This is a genomic window from Curtobacterium sp. PhB136 (assembly GCF_004346855.1).
GTDB lineage: Bacteria > Actinomycetota > Actinomycetes > Actinomycetales > Microbacteriaceae > Curtobacterium.
In genome coordinates this window covers 25,808-44,471 of the sequence record NZ_SMGH01000012.1, presented here as the reverse complement: position 1 = coordinate 44,471, position 18,664 = coordinate 25,808, and the positions used below count along the sequence as shown (strand labels likewise).

Here is an 18,664-nt window from a genome sequence, read left to right as displayed (position 1 = left end):
CACCGAAGGAGCGGCGCTGTGACCAAGCGCTACGAGTCCCTCCAGACCGTCGTCCCACACGACAACACCCTGAGCACGGACTACTCCCGCACGCGGAAGCTCGCCCAGCGCCTCGAGGATCTCAACAGCTGGGCCAACCGCGGCTATGAGCTCCGCCACACCCACGTCTTCACCCACGACGACAGCGAGATCTACATCGACGACCTCGACAAGGATCTCGACGACCCGCGCTGACCCTGGGGGAGCCGATCAGCGTAGATCGGCCCCGACGCCGTGCCGAAGGTGTTGAACCAGACGACGTCGCCGGACTCGTTCCGCTCCGCCGGGTACGCCGTCCCCTGGACCGGCGGCGGCGAGCATCGTCCGTTCCCGACGTCGACGCACAGGTGCTCGACCGCGGTCACCCTCGGATCGAGCGGTATCCGCGTCAGCGGCACCGGGACCGCGTACGAGGACCAGTTGCGGTACTTCGCAACGATGAAGCCGTCGCCCAGATGCCACCGGCAGCGGGGGCAGTGCTGCGCTGTGTAGTCGGTGTTCGTCGTCTGGCTATGCGCCGCCCGGTACTCCGTCGCAGGCGGCAACGAGCTTGCAGCGAACGCCTTCCGCACCTCCGCCTGGAAGACCAACTCCGGTCGGTCCCGCACCCAGGTCGGGTACCTCGAACCGAACGACACCGTCCCGACCTGGCCGCATCGGGTCTGCAGCTGCACCTCACCGAGCCACCAGAACGAGAACCACGCACCGCAGCGCTCGTTGTGGCACTTCGACATCGCCGTGACGATCTCGACCGCCTCGACTACCGCTTGGTACCGGAGCCGGATCTCGCTGCGAAACCACCGCGTGAGCGCAGTGCGCATCGCAACGAACTCACGCCCCTGCGCCAGCCCGACAGGCATGTCCATCTGCAGCGCGTCCGCTGTCCCGCGCATGTTCCACAAGCCCCGATCGCGGTTCTTCGGCCCGACCAGCCACACGCACTCCACGCCGGCGGCCTCGTACCGAGCCGTTCGACGAGCGAAGTCTTCCGGGGTCTGGCCGGCCCACTGCACCTCGATAGCGACAGAAGACACCCCCGGCTTGGAGACGAGCACGTCAGCGATCCACGAACGATCCGCCGCCGGCGCTTCGACGATCGCCTCCCAACCGTGCTCCCGGGCGACCTCCGCCACCAGTGCTTTCGCCGCCAAGTGCTCACGCGACTCCGGCCCGCCCTCGTGCAGCTCACAGCTGACTGCCTTGTGCCGGAAGTACCGGGTCCCGGCCCGCTCCACCGGGACGCCCGGCTCACCGCACGACATCACCAGACCACGATCCCGGTACGTCGCCCGCACCTGCGCCCACGCCTCATCACCGAGCCCCCAAGACTCGACACGTTCCCCACCCCACAGGGCAACAAGCGGCACAGCAGCTCCCTCATCGGGCCGACGCCCGCTGCACGCGATCCTGCTGCACCCCGCCGTCATCGTCCAGCAGCCGAAAGCCCGCGCAACACGCACACCACACCCACCGCCGAGGCCCACCCAGGTACATTCGTCCTAGCGAGAGGAGCCCTGACCATGACGAAGACGAAGCTGCTCAACTACGCCGACATCGCCAAGGCTCTCAACGTCTCGATCGAGACCGTCTGGGCCTACGCCGTCCGCGACAGCGACTTCCCCACACGCGTGAACCCTGAGACGGAGCGCTCGCCGCTGTTCCTCGAGGAGCAAGTCGACGAGTACTGCCGGCAGAAGCGTGAGCGTGCCCGCGGACGCGCCGGACACCCGCCCCGCGTCCAGGACGCCTCTGAGCGGGTCTCTACGGGCCGATCAGCTGGCGACCGCATCAGAGGGCTCATGGACGCTCCCGACGCCCCAGTGAGCGACGTACGGGCACTGGCGGGGCTGCTGGGTCTCGAGGTGCCGGCGCTGCGGTATCGACTGCGTGGTCAGACACGATGGAAGCCGGCGGAGTTGGAGAAGATCGCCCGCGTGTTCCGGGTCTCCGTCGATGAGCTCACCGGCGCCCTCGAGCTGGTCTGAGCAGCGGAGTCCAGATGGCTCGAGGGTCTCAGATCGGTTCGGCCTCTTATGCGTGTTGGAGTGGAACCGGCAAGGGCCGGTCGCACGTCGAGCAAATTGCGACGGCGGACCCGGATTTGGAGGCAACGAGGAGCGAGAGCATGACATCGAGGACGTGGTACGCGAGATCGCCGTTCGCGCGGAACGGTACTCCGGGGGGAGCGGCGACGAGGTCCGCGACCCCGATGCCACGCGCGACACCCCGGTACCCGGCGCTCGGGTCGAGGGTCTCCCACGATCCGCCAAGGACGTGGAGGCGCACGTCGCCCTCGAACTGATTCGGGTCCGGCACGACGAGTGACGCCGCGTCCCCGTGGATCTCGATGTTTGATGCATGCGTCGCGACGGCGTCGAAGCTCATCACCAGCGTGGAGAGCGCACCGGACTCGTGCCGCAGCACGCCCGACACGTGAGTGTCGATATCGACCGGAACGACCGTGCCCGCACGGGGTCCGGAGCCGATCGTCCTGGCGGATCGTGTGTGGCTCGCGAGCCCGACCACCGACGCGACGGGGCCGAGGAGCGTGACGAGCGCCGACACGTAGTACGGACCCATGTCGAGCAGGGGACCACCGCCGGGCTGGTAGTAGAAGTCGGGGTTCGGATGCCATCGCTCGTGGCCCGGCGTCACCATGGTCGCCGTCGCAGCGATCGGCGATCCGATCAGGCCGTCGTCGATGGCCCGCCTGGCGGCCTGGAGGCCCGTGCCGAGAACCGTGTCGGGTGCGCATCCGAGACGCACACCCGCGGCACGCGCCGCTCCGACGACGCGGGCGGCGTCGTCGAGGTTCGTCGCGAGCGGCTTCTCGCCGTACACCGACTTGCCCGCCGCGATCGCGTCGAGCGCGATCGCGGCATGCGCCGCGGGGATGGTGAGGTTGAGCACCAGATCGACCTCGGGATCGCGGACGAGCTCGTCGACAGTCAGGGCGCGAATTCCGTGCTCGGCCGCGACGGTGGCGGCGCGGGCCGCGTCGATGTCGGCAACGGCGACCACGCGGACCGTGTCCATGCCGGCGAACGCGGCGAAGTACTGGGCTGAGATGGTCCCCACGCCGATTATTCCCACGCGTGACGGTGTCAACGGCGGCTACGACCGGGAATCGGCGGCCGCGACCGGAAGGCTGAGGCATCGTAGCTTCACTCGTGCAGCAGAAGATCAAATCGAGCCGAGGGACTCAAGCTTAGGCCTCAGGACTGGTCGGACCACCATACGATGGGGCCATGGAAATTAGCGAGAGGGTCACGACTCGCGAGGAGCTCGTGACGATCCTTGAGGGTCAGATTCTCAATGGGACGCTGGCAGCCGGCACGATGCTCGCCTCGGAACGTAAACTGTCAGAACAGTATTCCGTAAGCAGATCAGGCGTGCGCGAGGCTCTCCGCGTCCTCGCTGAGCGACGGCTCATCGTGGTACGGAGTGGGCGCGGAGCGTTCGTTCGCGAGCCCGACTCCACGGCTGCAGCCGCTGCCGTGACAAACGCCCTTCGCCGCGAACAGGTCACCGCCCGAGACGTGATTGTGGGCCGCAGGATGCTCGAGGCTGAAACGGCCGCACTCGCTGCGACCGCTCGCACAGCTTCTGATCTTGACGAGATGCAGCGCGCCCTTACCAATCTAGGCATTAGGAATCCGCTGCTAGAGCGCGTTCGAGCTGACCTCGAGTTCCACTTGGCCGTTGCTCACGCTTCTCACAACCCCGTCTTGGAAACGATGTTCCGCGCCATCAGTGGTTTCACGGCCGAGCTCATTTTGCGTAGCCTGTCGGACGCTGAGGTGTCGGAAGTTGGCCTACCACAGCATGCCGAGATACTGGATGCGATCCGCTCAGGGGACGGCGTGGGCGCGCGAACGCTCATGTGCGAGCACCTTGACGTTGCTATGTCTAGGTATGGCCTCGATTTGGATCAGGGATTGGACGCGGTGGCGGAGCGCCAGCTCTCTGAGGTCCTTGGTTCGAGGCGAACATTGGGGGACCTTCTCGAGGTCGGGCGTGTAGGGCAGGTTCAGCCCGGTGCGAATGGGGGATGACCGTCGTGGCGCGGTCACACGCGCGTGTTGGGAGCGTTGTCTGAGCTGAAGCGTTGCGCGCTTCTGCTGGGCACTGGCGCCATCGGTCGTCACCGCACCTTGACGGCTGCGCCGTGAAGCATGATGCTGGTCCAACCGGTTCGACCGCTATGCGGCGTTCCGCGTTCGAGATCAGGAGGCAACACGTTGACGAAGAGATCCGCTGTGACAATGTGGGATTTTTCATGGCTGCTGCGGCGCGAAGGGGCTACCGCGGAATACGCAGATGTCGACCGGGTGCTCGATGAGCTCGCCGAGCGCGGGTACGACACGGTTCGGATCGACGCCTTCCCGCACCTGATCGCTGCGGACTCCGACGGAGTGACGGTGGAGGAACACGTTGTGTTGCCGCAGCCTCCGGGGTTCATGTGGGGCAATCGCGAACCCGTCCGTGTCGCGCCGCGGCCGGAGCTCATCCGTTTCGTTGCGGGCGTCAAGCAACGAGGGATGCGCGTCGGGCTCTCGACGTGGTTCACGCCCGACACCACGGACCGGGCCGGACAAGTCCGCACACCTGAGGATCTCGCGCGTATCTGGATCGAGACGCTCGAGGTCTTGGAACTGGCCAACTTGATCGACGCGGTCGAGTGGGTCGACCTGTGCAATGAGTGGCCCGGCTGGGCGGGGGGAGTGATGGACGAGGTCTTCGGTCCGCCGAAAGATCGTGGCGACCTGGAGCAACGTCCTTGGACTGATGACGAGGTCGTTCGTCTTTCTCGATACGCACGCTCACTCGAGCTGGTCGGAGAGCAATTCCCGATGATTCCAACGACGTTATCGTACTACTTGCGAGGCAACCAGCCGCCGCTCAGTCGTGACATCATGCGCTTGCCGACGGCCGCGTATGGACTCGGCGAGCCGCACCTGTGGTTGTCTACGGCCGCCCCAAAATTTATCGAACAGACAAAGTATCAGGACAACTATTCCCAAGACACCACCAATCTGACTGAGCACGAGCAGCTCGTGCATGACCGGTACTGGGTCGAACGCGGTATGTACCTTGCCGACTTTGCGAAGACGCTCGATGAATGGAGTCAGTGGTCGAAGGAGCGGGACATCCCGCTGTACACGACGGAGGGCTGGGCAAGCGTCGGCTGGTCACCTGACCTCGTGCAGGGGTGGAGCGGGTGGGATTACGTGAAGGACGTGGCGGAACAGGTCGTGCCCATGGCGATCGATCGGGGATGGGTTGGTATTTGTACGAGTAACTTTTCCCAGCCTCATTTCCCTGGAATGTGGGAGGACGTCGAATGGCACCGACGGATGACTGATTTGATTCACGCCTAAGCCGGCACATTGGCCAATCAAGAGCAAGACCTCACGAGCAGAAATGAACGGTCGAGTGATTCGGCCTTTTTGTGTTCACATCTATGATGAGGCCTCATTTATGCGAGTTTTGAGACGGAGCGCTGGCCCAACGACGGCCGTTGCCGCGAGGAATGGCGCCGGGTTCACTTCGACGGCGCCGCTCCTAGTCGAGGGAGACACGAGGGGCGTCACGACTGCTGAGGTGCCCGGTTGGTCCGGTCATGTCATTCGGCCCGGGGATGCGCTCGTCTGGGTGTGGTTTCCCGAGCGGACGCTGCCCGAGGGGCGCAACGAACCCCTCGTCGCCGATCTCGGCCGATTCTGGGACGCCACCGCGTTCGGGCTCGACATTAAGTTCGAGGACGGTACGCGCCTCTCGTCGAGCGCGCGGGACCAGTACGGCGCCCGCATCGATGCGGATGCACAGTACGACGCGCGGACGGCCTGGGTAGACCAGTGGAATCGACGGACGGTTTCACTTGATGCCGTCGCCGGGCGCACCGTGACGACGGTGGTCGCGACGATCGGGAGGCGCCTTCCATCCCCCACGCGGCTCCTCCAGTTCGGTGGCACGGACGGGACCGAGACGGATTGCACGGCGAGGGACGAGTCCGCGACGAGCGGCACCTCGACTAGTGTGGATGCGCCCTTGACGCTCCGAGGGTGGCTCGATGATGTGACGATTGCGCAAGCGTCGGACCGACCGTCCCGGCCAATCGACCTGGTTTCGACCACGCGAGGGACCCAATCGTCCGCCCGGTTTTCGCGCGGCAACAACGCGCCGCTCGTCGGGATCCCGCACGGTGGAGTGTTCGGGCTACCGATGACGAACGCGTCCGAGGCCCGGTGGCCGTACTCGTACCAGGAGCACAACCGAGCCAGCGACAATCGCCCAACAATCCAAGCGTTCGCGACGTCACACATCCCCTCCCCATGGATGGGCGACCGCGGCGTGTTCCAGATCATGCCGTCGCCGCTCGCCCACCCTCCAGTCGATCGTTCGGAACGCGCGCTCGCGTTCAACCACGCGGACGAGGAAGACCATGCGCACCGTTACCGCGTGCTGCTCGACGGCGGCACCGACGGAACCATCGATGCGACCATGACGGCCGGTGAGTTCGCGCTTGGCTGGCGGTTCACGTTCTCGGACGCCGGGAGCACCAAGACCACGGATACCGGGACGTCCGTGAGTACTGGGGCGTCAATCATCCTCGACCACCATGGCGCGGTGCGCGACGTCGACATTCGCTACGAGGGTGACGTCGTCGTCGTGGAAGCACTCCTTGACGACCGCCTGCAGACTCCGCCCCATCACATCCACCTCCGTGTGGCCGGTGTCACCGGCGAGCATCTCTCGTTCGACCACACGCCCGACGGTGTCGGCGAGCTCCGCGGCTCTCTGACCGTCGCCACGGACGCCCCCGTCGACGTGCTCCTTGGGATCTCGACGGTTTCGTTCGAGGATGCGACCGCAAATCTCCATGCAGCCGGGACCTTCGACGCGATGTTGGCTCACGCGGAGCAGCTGTGGACGGATGAGCTCTCAACGCTCTCTGTGGAGGGTGCCACGCACGATCAGCTCCTGTCGATCTACTCGGACCTGTACCGGCTCTTCCTCTATCCCAACCGTGCGGGCGAGAGCGCGCTGACCGGGGAGCCGCACTACCGTTCGCCGTACGGCGAGATCCTCGAGGAGCCGATCCGCGATCAACCTGCGACGGAAATCGTGGCCGCGGCGTTCAGTACTACGAACGGATTCTGGGACACGTACCGGACCGCATGGCCGCTCCTCGGGCTCCTCACGCCCGACACGGCCGGGGAGCTTGCACGGGGATTCGTGCAGCACTTCATCGACGGTGGTTGGACGCCACGGTGGAGTGCACCCGGCGCCGAGGACGTCATGACCGGTACCACGAGCGACACCGTGTTCGCCGACCTGCTCATCAAGGGTGTTCCGCACATCGACCTGGTGCAGGCGTACCGGAGCGCGGTGAAGAATGCGACCGTCCCGGCACGGGACTGCCGTGTCGGTCGTAAGGGGCTCCAGCCGGGAGCGTTCCGCGGATTTGTCGACGTCGACACCAACGAGGGCATGTCGTGGACCCTCGACGCTGCGATCAACGACTGGTCAACGTCGGTTATGGCGCGGCTTCTCGCCGAGCAGTCGACGTCGGGATCGGCAGATGCGATCCGCTACGAAGTTGAGGCTGAGTGGTTTGCGCGAAGATCGCTCCAGTACCGAAACGTATTTCGCGTGGTTTCGGGCTCTAGACAGGAGAAGCAGCTGACCCCCTTATCCGCACGTGACGTTACATCGGACCCGCAGACGAACATCGACGGTCTGGGGTTCTTTGTCGGTCGGAACGCGGACGGATCGTGGCGGGTGCCCGACGCTGAGTACGACCCGGACCAGTGGGGCGGCGACTACACCGAGACGAACGCGTGGGGGACGATGTTCACCGCGCCGCACGACGGCGCCGGGATTGCCGCGCTGCACGGGGGTGAGGACGGCCTCCTCCGCGCGCTGGCGGCGTTCAGCGCTCGGGCCGAGACCGGCCGCACGGCGGTGGCTGGCCACTATGGGTCACCGATCCACGAAATGACCGAGGCACGCGACGTTCGTATGGGGATGCTCGGCCTGTCGAACCAGCCGGCGCACCACATCCCGTTTTTTCCAATGTATGCCGGGCACCACGACGATGCACACCGCACCGTCCGCGAGGCGCTCGACCGGCTCTTCGTCGGCTCGGACTTCGGGCAGGGCTACCCAGGTGACGAGGACAACGGCGAGATGAGCGCCTGGTATGTTTTCGGGACGATCGGGCTGTACCCGCTTGCCCCGGCAACGGGAACCTACGTACTGATCCCTCCGTCTGTGCGGCGCACTGAGCTGCGCCGGCCCGAAGGAGCAGCGACGGTGATCGAAATCGGCAACCCTATGGCGGACGGTCACTTCGGCCGCTACATCGAGTCGGTCACGGTCGACGGCAAACCCTGGACCTCAATCTCCATCCCACACTCCGTGGTGGCGTCCGGTACGCACATCGTGTTCACACTCTCGGACGAACCGAGCGGGTGGGCATCGGATACACGGCCGGCAAGTGCGTCGGAGCTACATGGGTTTGCAGACACCCCCGCGGACGTCCTGCCCGTCGGTGCCGCCACCGGGAAAGCCGCCGTCCTGACCGACGACCTCGGTGCGACCGAAGTGCAACTTGCAGCGGGCGAGGCCGTCGACGTCCCGGTTTCGGTCGAGGCAGCGTCGTTCTACACCGTGACGGTCGCGCAGCCGGGCAGGTTCAGCTGGATCACCATGCTGATGGACATCGAAGGGCGAGTCCGCTCCTCGGACGAGCAAACAGATGAGCTGTTTGAGTGGGCGGGGCAGACACGCGCATTCCGAATTCAGGGCGGCGTGAGGTCCGGGACTTTTCGATTTTACGCAGAAAGAAGACTCGCCTTGACGCAGCTCGAGCTTGTCGCCAGGGACTCCAGTAGTCATTGAGTTAGCGCCTCCGATTTAAGATCTGATCCGGAGGTGCATCAGCACCTGTTCGTTATCTGGCGCAGCCCAGGGCGACGCCTCCGCGTACGGATTCGACGCGTCTGGGAATCCTGAGAAGCGTCCTGACCGGAACTCAGCAGTACTCCCGGCCGCGAGGAGCGGGATGTACGGCATCGAGGTTGCTATCTGGTCCTGCACGGAAGCATAGGCCTCTGCCTTTTGGCTGATGTCGGTCGTACCGCCGGCCGCACTGAGCGAGGCGTCCACCGACTGGTCGGAAAAGCGCGTGACATTACCGCTTGGATCAACCGTAGACCCGACGCGCGCCGTCTGTGATGATGCAAAATACTGGTGATACAAGTAGTAAGGGTCTGGAACAGGCCCCGAGAATAGGGCATTAATGGCCAGCTGAAAGTGCCCCTGTCCCACCTCACTATTCGCTTCCTGTCCAGCAACCTGCTGTACAGTAAGTTTAATTCCGGCTTCCTTCAATTGTTGCTGAATGAGGCCGAGAGCTGAAACGTAGCCGCTGTACCCACTGGTCACGAGCGCAGTTACAGCGAGAGGTCTACCATTCTTCGCAAAGATGCCATCCGGGCCTTTCGACCAGCCCGCCGAGCGGAGAATCGTCTGGGCTCCCTGCACATCCGCCTCATTCGGTAGGACTGATGTGTGAGCGTGGCTGATGAAATTCTTGTCTCGGCCTGGCTGAAGCAGGGTCGGGGAGATAGACTCCGCAGTGCCGTACCACACGAGCTTGTTGAGCTGACGGCGGTCGATGGCGGCGGATATTGCCCTTCGTACTTGCGGATCCGTTTGTGGTCCACTACACCCGAGTGCCGCATTCGAGCATGTCTGGAGAACAACCTGGTTCGGCGTGTCGACGGAGAAGCTCAGGTCGTCTCGAGCACTGAGGACCTTGCTGATGTTCGGGATGGCGACACCGGCCCAGTCAAGTTGCCCGGCCAACAGCTTCTTCGTAGCAACCTCATCCGTGGCAAGCGAGTAGTAACGGACCCCGCCGACATGGACATCTTGCTGATCTCGGAAGCGCTTGTTCGGGACCAGCGTGTACGCCTGCGAGGTGAAGCTTCCCTTGGTTAGGGGACCCGTACCGACCGGGTGCGAGTTTAGATACTTGGACGGATCAGGAACCTGCTTCCAGATGTGTTCGGGAACAATATATGTAAGCCCAAGAAGTGTCGGGGCCAAAGTGAATGACGGTTTGTCGAACTTCAATTCCACATGCGTGTTATCGGTCGCGGTGGCCTGCGGTGCACCGCCTGAGACGTCCAGCGCGGGATTGGTGCGGAGCAGGTTCATGGTGAACGCAACATCGTGCGCTGTGAACGGTCGCCCATCGCTCCAGGTGATTCCAGGCTGTGTCCGCACGTCGAGGACAGTACCGGAACTGTTCCAGGAGTACGAAGCGCCGAGCAGCGGTACAGGTTTCGTTGACAAAGCCGCACGGCGGTTAAAGAAGAACAGAGGTTCATAGATAAAGCCGGCGGTACCGGACATGCCTGTCGGTGACAGCGGATTGAAGTTGTCCGTGAACGGTCCGGTGCCTCCATTGCTAATGCCGAGGATCGGCGGTCCCGACGTGCCAGTTGATCGAGCCCCGGTACACCCGGATAACGTAACAATCACGGCTGTTGCGGCGGCGACCATAACAACGATGCGCGATATAGCGTTTTTCATTTTGGATTTGCTCCTGAAGCGATGATCTGGTCATGATTAAGGATTGAGTCGTTGACTCAATCGGCTCAGGAAGTCGATGAGAGGCTGGCTCTGCCGAACTCCGCTCTCAGGGAGGTAGAGGTTCACGCTGAAGTCCGGGTCAACCGAGTTCGTCAGCGCCCAGATCCCTGACGCACCACCACCAGCGGCAAAGAAGCGGGTGTTAAGGGACTCGGTCCGAGCCGTCCACGCGTCGGTGAACGCGGCATCCGTGGGCCGTAACAGCGTGTGGTCGTCGGAGTAGAGGGGCGCGTTGCGGTCGAACGCGTACTCCTCCATGACGAGCGGCTTCCCGAGAGACTGCGCGGTCTTCACAAACGCGTTCACCATCTGATTGGCTTTGGTAGGCGTCGGATTGAACCAGCCTGCGTTCAGATACGGGTGGAAGGTGAAGAAGTCAATGCCCGGCACGTTCTGGGTCAAGAACGGATCGTTACCGTCGCCCTCGGTCTGCCCCGCCCACTGGACATCCCCGCCGGTAGTGTGGATGAGGCCGTGCCCTTCGCTGCCCGCAGACACCATGTGGTTCGGATCGAGCGATTTGATGTAGTTGCTCTGGTCGGCGATCCAGCCGCGGAGTGTCGCGCCAGACTCGTCGCAGGCGTTCGCCGTGCAGGCGTAGCGCGGCTCGTTCATGAGCTCCCACGAGAAAATCGTTGGGTCGTCAGCGTAGCGTTGTCCAGTTACTGTGTTTGTGCGATCCACGAGGTGTGCGACGTAAGCACGGTACGCGGAGATCGCTGTCGGATCGGTGTAGAACGCGTTGTCGTCGGGGAGTCCGAGCCACTGGGCGTATTGGTGGATGCCGCCGTAGTCGGCCCAGTTGTTCGTGAGAACGAGCGTGAGACGTACGTTGTGCCGTTGCGCACTTGCGAGGACGTAGTCGAGACGCTGGAACGCGCTTTCGTTGTACCCGGTGAGCGACGTCCGGAACGCGGCGGGATCGGTCGGATTGTCGTTGAAGGCGAGGGTGCGGAGCCAGGTGATGTGGTGCTGTTCGGCGCTGAGCATGTCGCGGTCGACCTGCTCCTTCCACGACATCGTCGTGCCCTTCGGGATCACTGCGCCGTCTGCACCGACTTGAAGGCTCGTTGTGGTCATGTCCTGATACAGCGGGAGAGTCCAGTCGTTGCCCCCTACGAAGCGCTCTTGAGTACGGCCGACCCGGAACACGCCATTCTTCGCGGTGACGAACTGTGCCTTAGTGGGGTGGTTGACGACTGTGACGGTTACCGTGTCGCGAACAGTGAAGTGAGCGTCGGTCACGGAGAAGACAACAGACTCCACACCATCTGGGACGGCCCTGGTGTCGACGATTGCGTGAGCACGCACGGTGCCGGCCGGCGTTGGCCGTGAGAACGACAGCGGCCAGCTGGAGTTGCCCACTTTCACGGTTCCCCGCCGAAGCGCGAACCTTGGGTCAGGGGTGACGGTCGCGGAGAGTGTCTTCGTTGCTGACAGTGCTGCGTCAAACGTTGGCGTGACTGCCTCAATGCGGAGCTTACTGTTCTGCACGAGCACGCGCTCGGGGACTGTTGTCGTTGCGCCGGAGGAGTCGGTGGCGGTGATCGTGAGACCGGTTGGGCCCTCTGGCTCGTTCCAGAGGTTCCAATCGCCCGTCCACTGATCACTTTCCTGAGTGGTCGTCAAGGCACCTTTCTGTGTGGCGGTGGCCCAGGTGACCGACGTGATCGCTCGACTGGGCGGAGCTGTAACAGTGGCCTTGATCGAATATGCAGAATTTTGCGGTGATGAAACTGTGGCGTCGGGGAGAGGAGCGGTGATGTCGAGTCCCGGCTTCGTCAGCGGGTTGAACGTCACGTCGTCCACGTCAACGTCGCCTGAGTACGTCGCTGATCGGCCCACAACGCGAATCGTCAGGCTTGAGGCCTCATGGACCCCACCGGCGAAGTCGGTGCTGGCGGCGCCGATGTCGAAGGTCACCGTGTTCCATCCCGCGGTCGTAGTGACCATGCGCGAAGGGACTCGTGTAGGTGAGTCGAAGCCGATGTCGACCAGATCTCCCGCTTGCGGTATGTACACGTGCGCGGTCACGGATCCGAACTGGTTCAGGTCGGCGTCGCCGCCGAAGTCAACCGTCGTGGCGGCCTCGTCCCAGCTTCCACCGGAGTACGACACCGGCATGACGAGCGACTGAACGCCGCCAGTCCTCTGCGCCGTCGTTGTGCTCGTGTCGCCCGCGTTTGCCGGACGTCGCGCCGAGGTGAACCCTTCGGTACCGCTTTCGAAGTCGTAGGAACTGCGAAATCCAGACGGTGGTGTCGGAGCTGCCGTTGAGGCACCCGCGGACAGGGAACCCGATGTGACAACCGCCGTGATAGCGATCGCCGCCGTGATGAGCGCGGCACGCCTCCATCTTGCGGTAGGGCCAGAACCTGAGCGTTCTCGTGAGTTCGTCATCGAATCTCTCTCGTCGTTGGGAGGGGCGCGCTGCCCGTCCACCGTAGCGCGGTAGAACCGGTTGGACCAGTGCTACTGTGAGATCAGCTTCGAGTTGCATGGTCCCGGTGCCCCCTGGCCAAGGACAGTTGCAGCGTCTACTACCACAGTCGACGGCGTCGTCGACTGAGAATGAAGGGTTCGATGAAGAACTGGAAGCGGCGGGGGCTCCCCGCCATGTGTGTTGCTGTTGCCCTGGCAGCACTGTCGCTCAGCGGGTGCACCTCGACGGCTTCGCAATCCGCCGTCGGCGGTCCGACGTTGACGACCTACCTGGGAGGAAGTGGGACGTTCGTCGAGAATTTCAACCCATTCAGTCCGACCGTGCTCGGCGAGACCGCGGGCATGCTCTACGAACCGCTGTTCTTCATCAACGAACTCAAACCGCTGAATAACCCGGCCATGCCGTTACTCGGTACGAAGTACGACTGGAACAAAGCAGGGACGCAGCTCTCCGTCACCATTCGCGACGGGGTCAAATGGAGTGATGGCAAGCCATTCACCGCGGCAGACGTTGCGTACACCTTCAACCTGAAGCACGACACACCAGCTTTCAACACGACTGGCAACGCGCCAGAAGCGAAGGCATCGGACACCACGCATGTGACGCTCACGTTCGATCGGCCCTCGTTCGCGGACGGAGCCACCGTCCTGGGTCAGACGGCGATCGTGCCCGAGCACGTCTGGAAGAAGGTCGCAGACCCGACCAAGTTCGTGAACAAGGCGCCGGTCGGTACCGGCCCCATGACGCTCTCGTCCTTCACCTCCCAGTCGTACCTCCTCAAGAAGAACCCCGATTACTGGAACGCGTCGAAGGTGCGTGTCGGCGGGATCCGCGTTCTCTCGCTTTCCGGCAACCAGGCGGCTACCGATAGATTTCTCGCCGGCCAGCTCGACTGGGCCGGTATCTTCATCCCGGACATCAAGAAGGTACTCAAGAACCGTTCACCGTTGGGATACACGCTCTACGGGAGCCAGCAGGTAGCGCTCGCCGCATGTTCCAACGCAGAACTTGGGTGCACCGGTCCGCAGACCGACCCCGCAGTCCGCCAGGCCATCTACTACGCGCTGAATCGCGGCCAGGTTGACAAGCTTGCCTACTACGACAACGCAACGGCGATCTCTCCGACGTTCGCGTTGCTCGGACGCGACAAGCAGTTCATCGCTTCCGAGTACGCCGCAGCGGCACCGATGACCCCCAACGTCGCGAAAGCGCAGTCCATCCTCGAGGGAGCTGGCTACACGAAGGGGTCCGACGGTGTCTACGAAAAGGACGGGAAGAAGCTCGCGATCAACGTCACGGTAACGAGTGGTTACACGGACTACATCGCTGCGCTGAGCGCGATCACGGAACAACTGAAGTCCGCCGGCATCGAGATCAACACGCAGCAGATCGCATTGAACGAGATGCTGAACCAGCAGGGCCTAGGGCAGTTCCAGATGACCATCACCGGCCTCTTCCAAGGCCCCGCCCCGGACCCGTACTACGTCTACCAGAACGCGTTCTCGACCATCAACACAAAGCCCGTTGGTCAATCGGGTAACCCCTACGGGAACGTATCGCGGTTCTCGGATCCGATCGTGGACGCGCAGCTCAAGGTGGCAGCCAGCAGTGAGAGCTCGGCCGTGAAGGCTGAGGCATACAAGAAGATTCAGCGTCAGATCGTGCCAGCCATGCCGTACATCCCCATCATCAACAACACGAGCGGTGCTGAGTGGAGCACGAAGCAGGTCACCGGATTCCCCACGACCGAGGATCTCTACGCGCAGGCTTCGCCCGGTGCGTTCCCCGATAACGAGATAGTCCTGACCCACCTCGAGGTCAAGTGACAGGAGCAATCAGGACAGAGAATTAGGTCAAGTATGCAGATACTTCGGAAACTCGGTTTCTACCTTGTCGCCTTCTGGGCTGCGATCACGCTCAACTTCGCCATCCCGCGTCTCCTTCCGGGGAACCCGGTCGATGCGCTCCTGGCAAAGCTGTCCAGGCAGGGACCGGTCGCCCCCGGGACGCGGAAAGCCCTGCAGGCGTTGTTCGGCTCGAATTCCCATGAGAGCTTGTGGCAGCAGTACGGCGACTACCTCGGCCAGCTCGCACACGGGAACCTTGGGATCTCCGTGACCTACTATCCGACACCGGTAGTGGACATCATCGCCCAGGCAATACCGTGGACGCTGGTCCTGGTGGGGCTCTCCACCTGTATCACCTTCGCCATCGGGATCGCTCTCGGGACCTTCGCAGGTTGGAAACGAGGGACCTGGGTCGATTCGATCATCCCCGCCACGACCCTGATGCAGTCCATTCCGTACTTCTGGCTGGCGCTGGTTCTCGTCTATGTCTTTTCGTTGGCTCTGGGCTGGTTCCCGATCAACGGTGGGTACGACGTGAACACGGTGGTTCCCGGGTTCTCGTGGTCGTTCATCTCGAGTGCGATCGTCTTCGGGACCCTTCCAGCGCTCACCATCGTGCTCTCCTCGATCGGGGGTTGGTTGCTCGGGATGCGCAACATGATGGTTTCGACACTGTCGGAGGACTACGTCGTCACAGCGGAGGCGAAGGGGCTGCACCCCATGAGGGTCATGATCACCTACGCCGCGCGAAACGCAGTGCTGCCGTCGGTGGCCGGGTTCGCCATCTCGCTCGGATTCGTCGTGGCGGGATCGATCGTGACCGAGCAGGTTTTCTCCTACCCCGGTATCGGGAACCGCATGCTCGACGCCGTTGGGAACAACGACTACTCGCTCATGCAGGGGCTTTTCCTGATCATCACCATTGCCGTTCTTGCGGCGAACCTCATCGTCGACATCTTGTACGGGATCATCGATCCCCGGACCCGCGCCCGTGCCTGAGCTAAAGGAAAAGCCATGAGTGAATTGCTCATCAATGCAGGCGCCACCTCCGTGGCGGAATCAGACCTGGGGGAGAAGCGCGGTCTGCGCCGCTTGCTCAGCGGGAAGTTCGTCGTCGGTTCCGTGATCGTCATCGCGATCGTCCTGTTCGCACTCATCGGTCCGCTGCTCGTACAGAATCCGCGAGCGGTGTCGGATATCGGTATGACGGCGCCCAGCTCTCAGCACCTCCTCGGAACGACCCAGACAGGTCAGGATGTGCTTGCTCAGCTCGCCTACGGCGCACGTGGGTCACTGCTCATCGGTGTCCTGGTGGCTGTGATGGTGACCGCACTGACCGCCGTCTTCGGCATATTCGGCGCGTACGCGGGCGGTTTGCTCGATGAGACGTTCTCCTTGATCAGCAACGTCATGCTCATCATCCCGGGCCTTCCACTGATGATCGTCATCGGCAGCTACGTCCCGCAGCGCGGGATCTTGCTCGTGGCAGCGGTCCTTGCATTTACGGGTTGGGCTGCCGGCGCACGGGTGCTCCGGGCCCAGACACTCTCGATCCGCGGTCGCGACTACGTCCTCGCAGCGCGGGTCTCCGGCGAACGAGCGTGGCGCGTGATCTTCGTTGAGATCCTGCCCAATCTGCTACCGGTCATGTCCAGCGGTTTCGTGTTCGCAATCGTCGGGGCGATCCTCGGCGAGGCAGGCCTGTCGTTCATCGGCATCGGAGCGTCGGACTCGATCACCTGGGGAACGATGTTGGCCAACTCGCAGAGCGGGCAAGCGCTACTCCTGGGTGGATGGTGGTGGTTCGTGCCGCCGGGCCTCTTGATCGCTGTGTTCGGGTGTGGGTTCGCGCTGATCAACTTCAGCCTCGACGAAGTGATCAACCCCAAGCTCCGGTCGCAGCGGACGTCTCCCGTCGTCAAGACCGAGGAGATCACCGCGTGATGTCTCCAGACAACCCCTCGCTCCTCTCGGTACGCGGATTGAGCATCGACTACGAGGGTCCGCGGACCACCCATGCCGTCCGTTCCGTGGACCTCGAGCTCGCGCGCGGGGAGATCCTTGGACTTGCTGGTGAGAGCGGGTGTGGCAAGTCCACTCTTGCGTACGGACTCAACCAGCTGCTTCGACCGCCCGCCGCCATCATCGCGGGTGAGGTCGTGTTCCACGAAGAGTCCGGTGAGGACGTCGACGTCCTCCGTCTGCAGGGTCGTGCCCTGCGGAGTTATCGCTGGAGCAAGGTGTCGATGGTCTTCCAGGGTGCCATGAACTCCCTGAACCCCGTCACGAACGTCGCGGCGCAACTCGCGGACGTGTTCACCACACACCGGCCGGACTTGACCAAGCCCGAGCGAGAAGAGCGTTCACGCGAACTGCTGCAACTCGTCGGCGTGGACGAAGGACGGCTGGGGAGCTTCCCTCATGAACTTTCCGGCGGGATGCGTCAGCGGGTGATGATCGCGATGGCGCTTGCCTTGCAGCCGCAGCTCATGATCATGGATGAGCCGACGACAGCGCTTGACGTCGTGGTGCAGCGCGACATCCTCACCGAGATCATGCGGCTACGAGAGCAGTTCGGGTTTGCCGTCGTCTTCATCACACATGACCTGCCGCTACTGCTCGAGGTGAGCGACACGATCGCGATCATGAAGGACGGTGAGATCGTGGAGAAGGCGTCAGCGGAGGACGTCTTCTTCGATGCGCAGCATCCCTATACGCGCCGGTTACTCGGTTCGTTCCCGAGTCTCACCGGTGATCGCGGTGACTTCATCCGAAGCGGGATCGACGCCAACGAAGGAGGAGGACGATGACGACCCTGTCCGTACGGTCTCTCAACAAGACGTTCAACCTTCGTCACGGGCTCCGAGTCACGCGCCTGCAGGCGGTGGACGACGTGTCGTTCGAGCTCGAGCCCGGCCGCACCGTGGCCCTTGTCGGTCAGTCGGGGAGTGGAAAGTCTACTGTTGCTCGGATCATCGCTCAGCTTGAGCGGCCCACGAGCGGTGCCCTGCTGCTTGACGGCGAAGCGATCGGGGGACGCGGCCGCAGGCTCGCTGCGTACCGCGACGAAGTCCAGATGGTGTTCCAGGATCCGTTCGCCTCGCTCAACCCGTTCCACACCATCGCGCACCATCTGGCCCGGCCGCTCGTACTGCACGGGGTCGCGAAGGATCGGCGCTCTGTGCGCGACCAGGTGCTGCAACTCCTTGAACGAGTGAACCTGTCGCCTGCGTCGGACTTCATCGATCGGAAACCGCACGAGCTGTCAGGGGGGCAGCGTCAGCGTGTCGCGATTGCACGAGCGCTTGCGCCCTCGCCGTCAGTCCTGATCGCGGACGAGCCCGTTTCAATGCTCGACGTCTCCGTCCGACTCGGCATCCTGAACCTGTTGGCGCGACTCCAGCGCGAGGAGAACCTCGCGGTGCTCTACATCACGCACGACCTCGCAACCGCGCGGCACTTCTCGGACGAGATCCTCGTGATGTACCAGGGGAAGGTCGTGGAGCGTGGCGCGGCCGATGACGTCATCCTCCGCCCGCAGGCCGCTTTCACAAAGGCACTTGCTGCTGCAGCTCCTGAGCCGGCCCGCAGTGAACGGTTCGTTCGAGAAGCCGAACGGCGCAGAGGACTCGGCACGAGTCCCAGACAACCCTGAACTGCAGTCGCT

At 63.3% G+C, this 18,664-nt stretch carries 14 protein-coding genes; 10 read left to right on the top strand and 4 right to left on the bottom strand.

The genetic code is table 11. The features are described 5' to 3' along the window. Window positions 1-18: 18 nt before the first annotated feature. Entirely contained in the window at window positions 19-234 is a 216-nt protein-coding gene (locus tag EDF27_RS19130) for a hypothetical protein (RefSeq protein WP_123704868.1), read from the top strand. Here EDF27_RS19130 and EDF27_RS19125 read toward each other — a convergent pair. Continuing rightward, window positions 192-1,406, bottom strand: coding sequence for a competence protein CoiA family protein (locus tag EDF27_RS19125; protein WP_165931583.1), 1,215 nt, complete (start codon window positions 1,404-1,406; stop codon window positions 192-194). The genes EDF27_RS19130 and EDF27_RS19125 overlap by 43 nt on opposite strands. 153 nt (window positions 1,407-1,559) lie before the next feature. Here EDF27_RS19125 and EDF27_RS19120 point away from each other — a divergent pair, with 153 nt between their 5' ends. Continuing rightward, a complete protein-coding gene (locus tag EDF27_RS19120; protein ID WP_123704864.1) occupies window positions 1,560-2,024 on the top strand; it encodes a helix-turn-helix domain-containing protein in 465 nt (154 codons plus the stop codon). A 46-nt stretch (window positions 2,025-2,070) separates the two neighbouring features. Here the strand turns inward: EDF27_RS19120 and EDF27_RS19115 are convergent, their stop codons facing one another. Then, entirely contained in the window at window positions 2,071-3,147 is a 1,077-nt protein-coding gene (locus tag EDF27_RS19115) for a Gfo/Idh/MocA family oxidoreductase (protein ID WP_132050606.1), read from the bottom strand. 140 nt (window positions 3,148-3,287) lie between these two features. On the opposite strand from EDF27_RS19115, the gene EDF27_RS19110 reads away from it, so the two are divergent. The 3 genes from EDF27_RS19110 (at window position 3,288) to EDF27_RS19100 (ending at window position 8,946) form a co-directional block, all read left to right on the top strand. Further along, on the top strand, window positions 3,288-4,094 hold the full coding sequence (locus EDF27_RS19110) for an FCD domain-containing protein (RefSeq protein ID WP_123704850.1): 807 nt from the start codon (window positions 3,288-3,290) through the stop codon (window positions 4,092-4,094). Window positions 4,095-4,280: 186 nt separating this feature from the next. After that, on the top strand, window positions 4,281-5,420 hold the full coding sequence (locus EDF27_RS19105; protein WP_165931582.1) for a cellulase-like family protein: 1,140 nt from the start codon (window positions 4,281-4,283) through the stop codon (window positions 5,418-5,420). A gap of 274 nt (window positions 5,421-5,694) precedes the next feature. Then, entirely contained in the window at window positions 5,695-8,946 is a 3,252-nt protein-coding gene (locus EDF27_RS19100) for a glycoside hydrolase domain-containing protein (RefSeq protein ID WP_243698434.1), read from the top strand. Between the two features lie 15 nt (window positions 8,947-8,961). Here the strand turns inward: EDF27_RS19100 and EDF27_RS19095 are convergent, their stop codons facing one another. Next, window positions 8,962-10,647 carry an ABC transporter substrate-binding protein gene (locus tag EDF27_RS19095; protein ID WP_123704843.1) on the bottom strand — a complete coding sequence of 562 codons (1,686 nt, stop codon included), beginning with the start codon at window positions 10,645-10,647 and terminating at the stop codon, window positions 8,962-8,964. A gap of 36 nt (window positions 10,648-10,683) precedes the next feature. Further along, window positions 10,684-12,831 (bottom strand): cellulase family glycosylhydrolase, encoded by a 2,148-nt coding sequence (locus EDF27_RS19090; protein ID WP_165931581.1) that lies wholly within the window; start codon window positions 12,829-12,831, stop codon window positions 10,684-10,686. Window positions 12,832-13,290: 459 nt separating this feature from the next. Here EDF27_RS19090 and EDF27_RS19085 point away from each other — a divergent pair, with 459 nt between their 5' ends. The 5 genes from EDF27_RS19085 (at window position 13,291) to EDF27_RS19065 (ending at window position 18,652) form a co-directional block, all read left to right on the top strand. Then, window positions 13,291-14,976, top strand: a complete 1,686-nt coding sequence (locus EDF27_RS19085) for an ABC transporter substrate-binding protein (RefSeq protein ID WP_165931580.1) — start codon at window positions 13,291-13,293, stop codon at window positions 14,974-14,976. A gap of 33 nt (window positions 14,977-15,009) precedes the next feature. After that, a complete protein-coding gene (locus tag EDF27_RS19080; RefSeq protein WP_123704837.1) occupies window positions 15,010-15,996 on the top strand; it encodes an ABC transporter permease in 987 nt (328 codons plus the stop codon). Between the two features lie 15 nt (window positions 15,997-16,011). Further along, complete coding sequence (locus tag EDF27_RS19075) at window positions 16,012-16,941, top strand: ABC transporter permease (RefSeq protein WP_123704835.1); 930 nt, start codon at window positions 16,012-16,014, stop codon at window positions 16,939-16,941. A gap of 86 nt (window positions 16,942-17,027) precedes the next feature. Further along, window positions 17,028-17,807, top strand: a complete 780-nt coding sequence (locus tag EDF27_RS19070) for an ABC transporter ATP-binding protein (protein ID WP_347812809.1) — start codon at window positions 17,028-17,030, stop codon at window positions 17,805-17,807. After that, the gene (locus EDF27_RS19065; RefSeq protein ID WP_123704833.1) at window positions 17,804-18,652 is read left to right on the top strand and encodes a dipeptide/oligopeptide/nickel ABC transporter ATP-binding protein; all 849 of its coding nucleotides are present in this window, start codon (window positions 17,804-17,806) and stop codon (window positions 18,650-18,652) included. The genes EDF27_RS19070 and EDF27_RS19065 overlap by 4 nt, the downstream gene beginning before the upstream one ends. Window positions 18,653-18,664 lie beyond the last annotated feature (12 nt).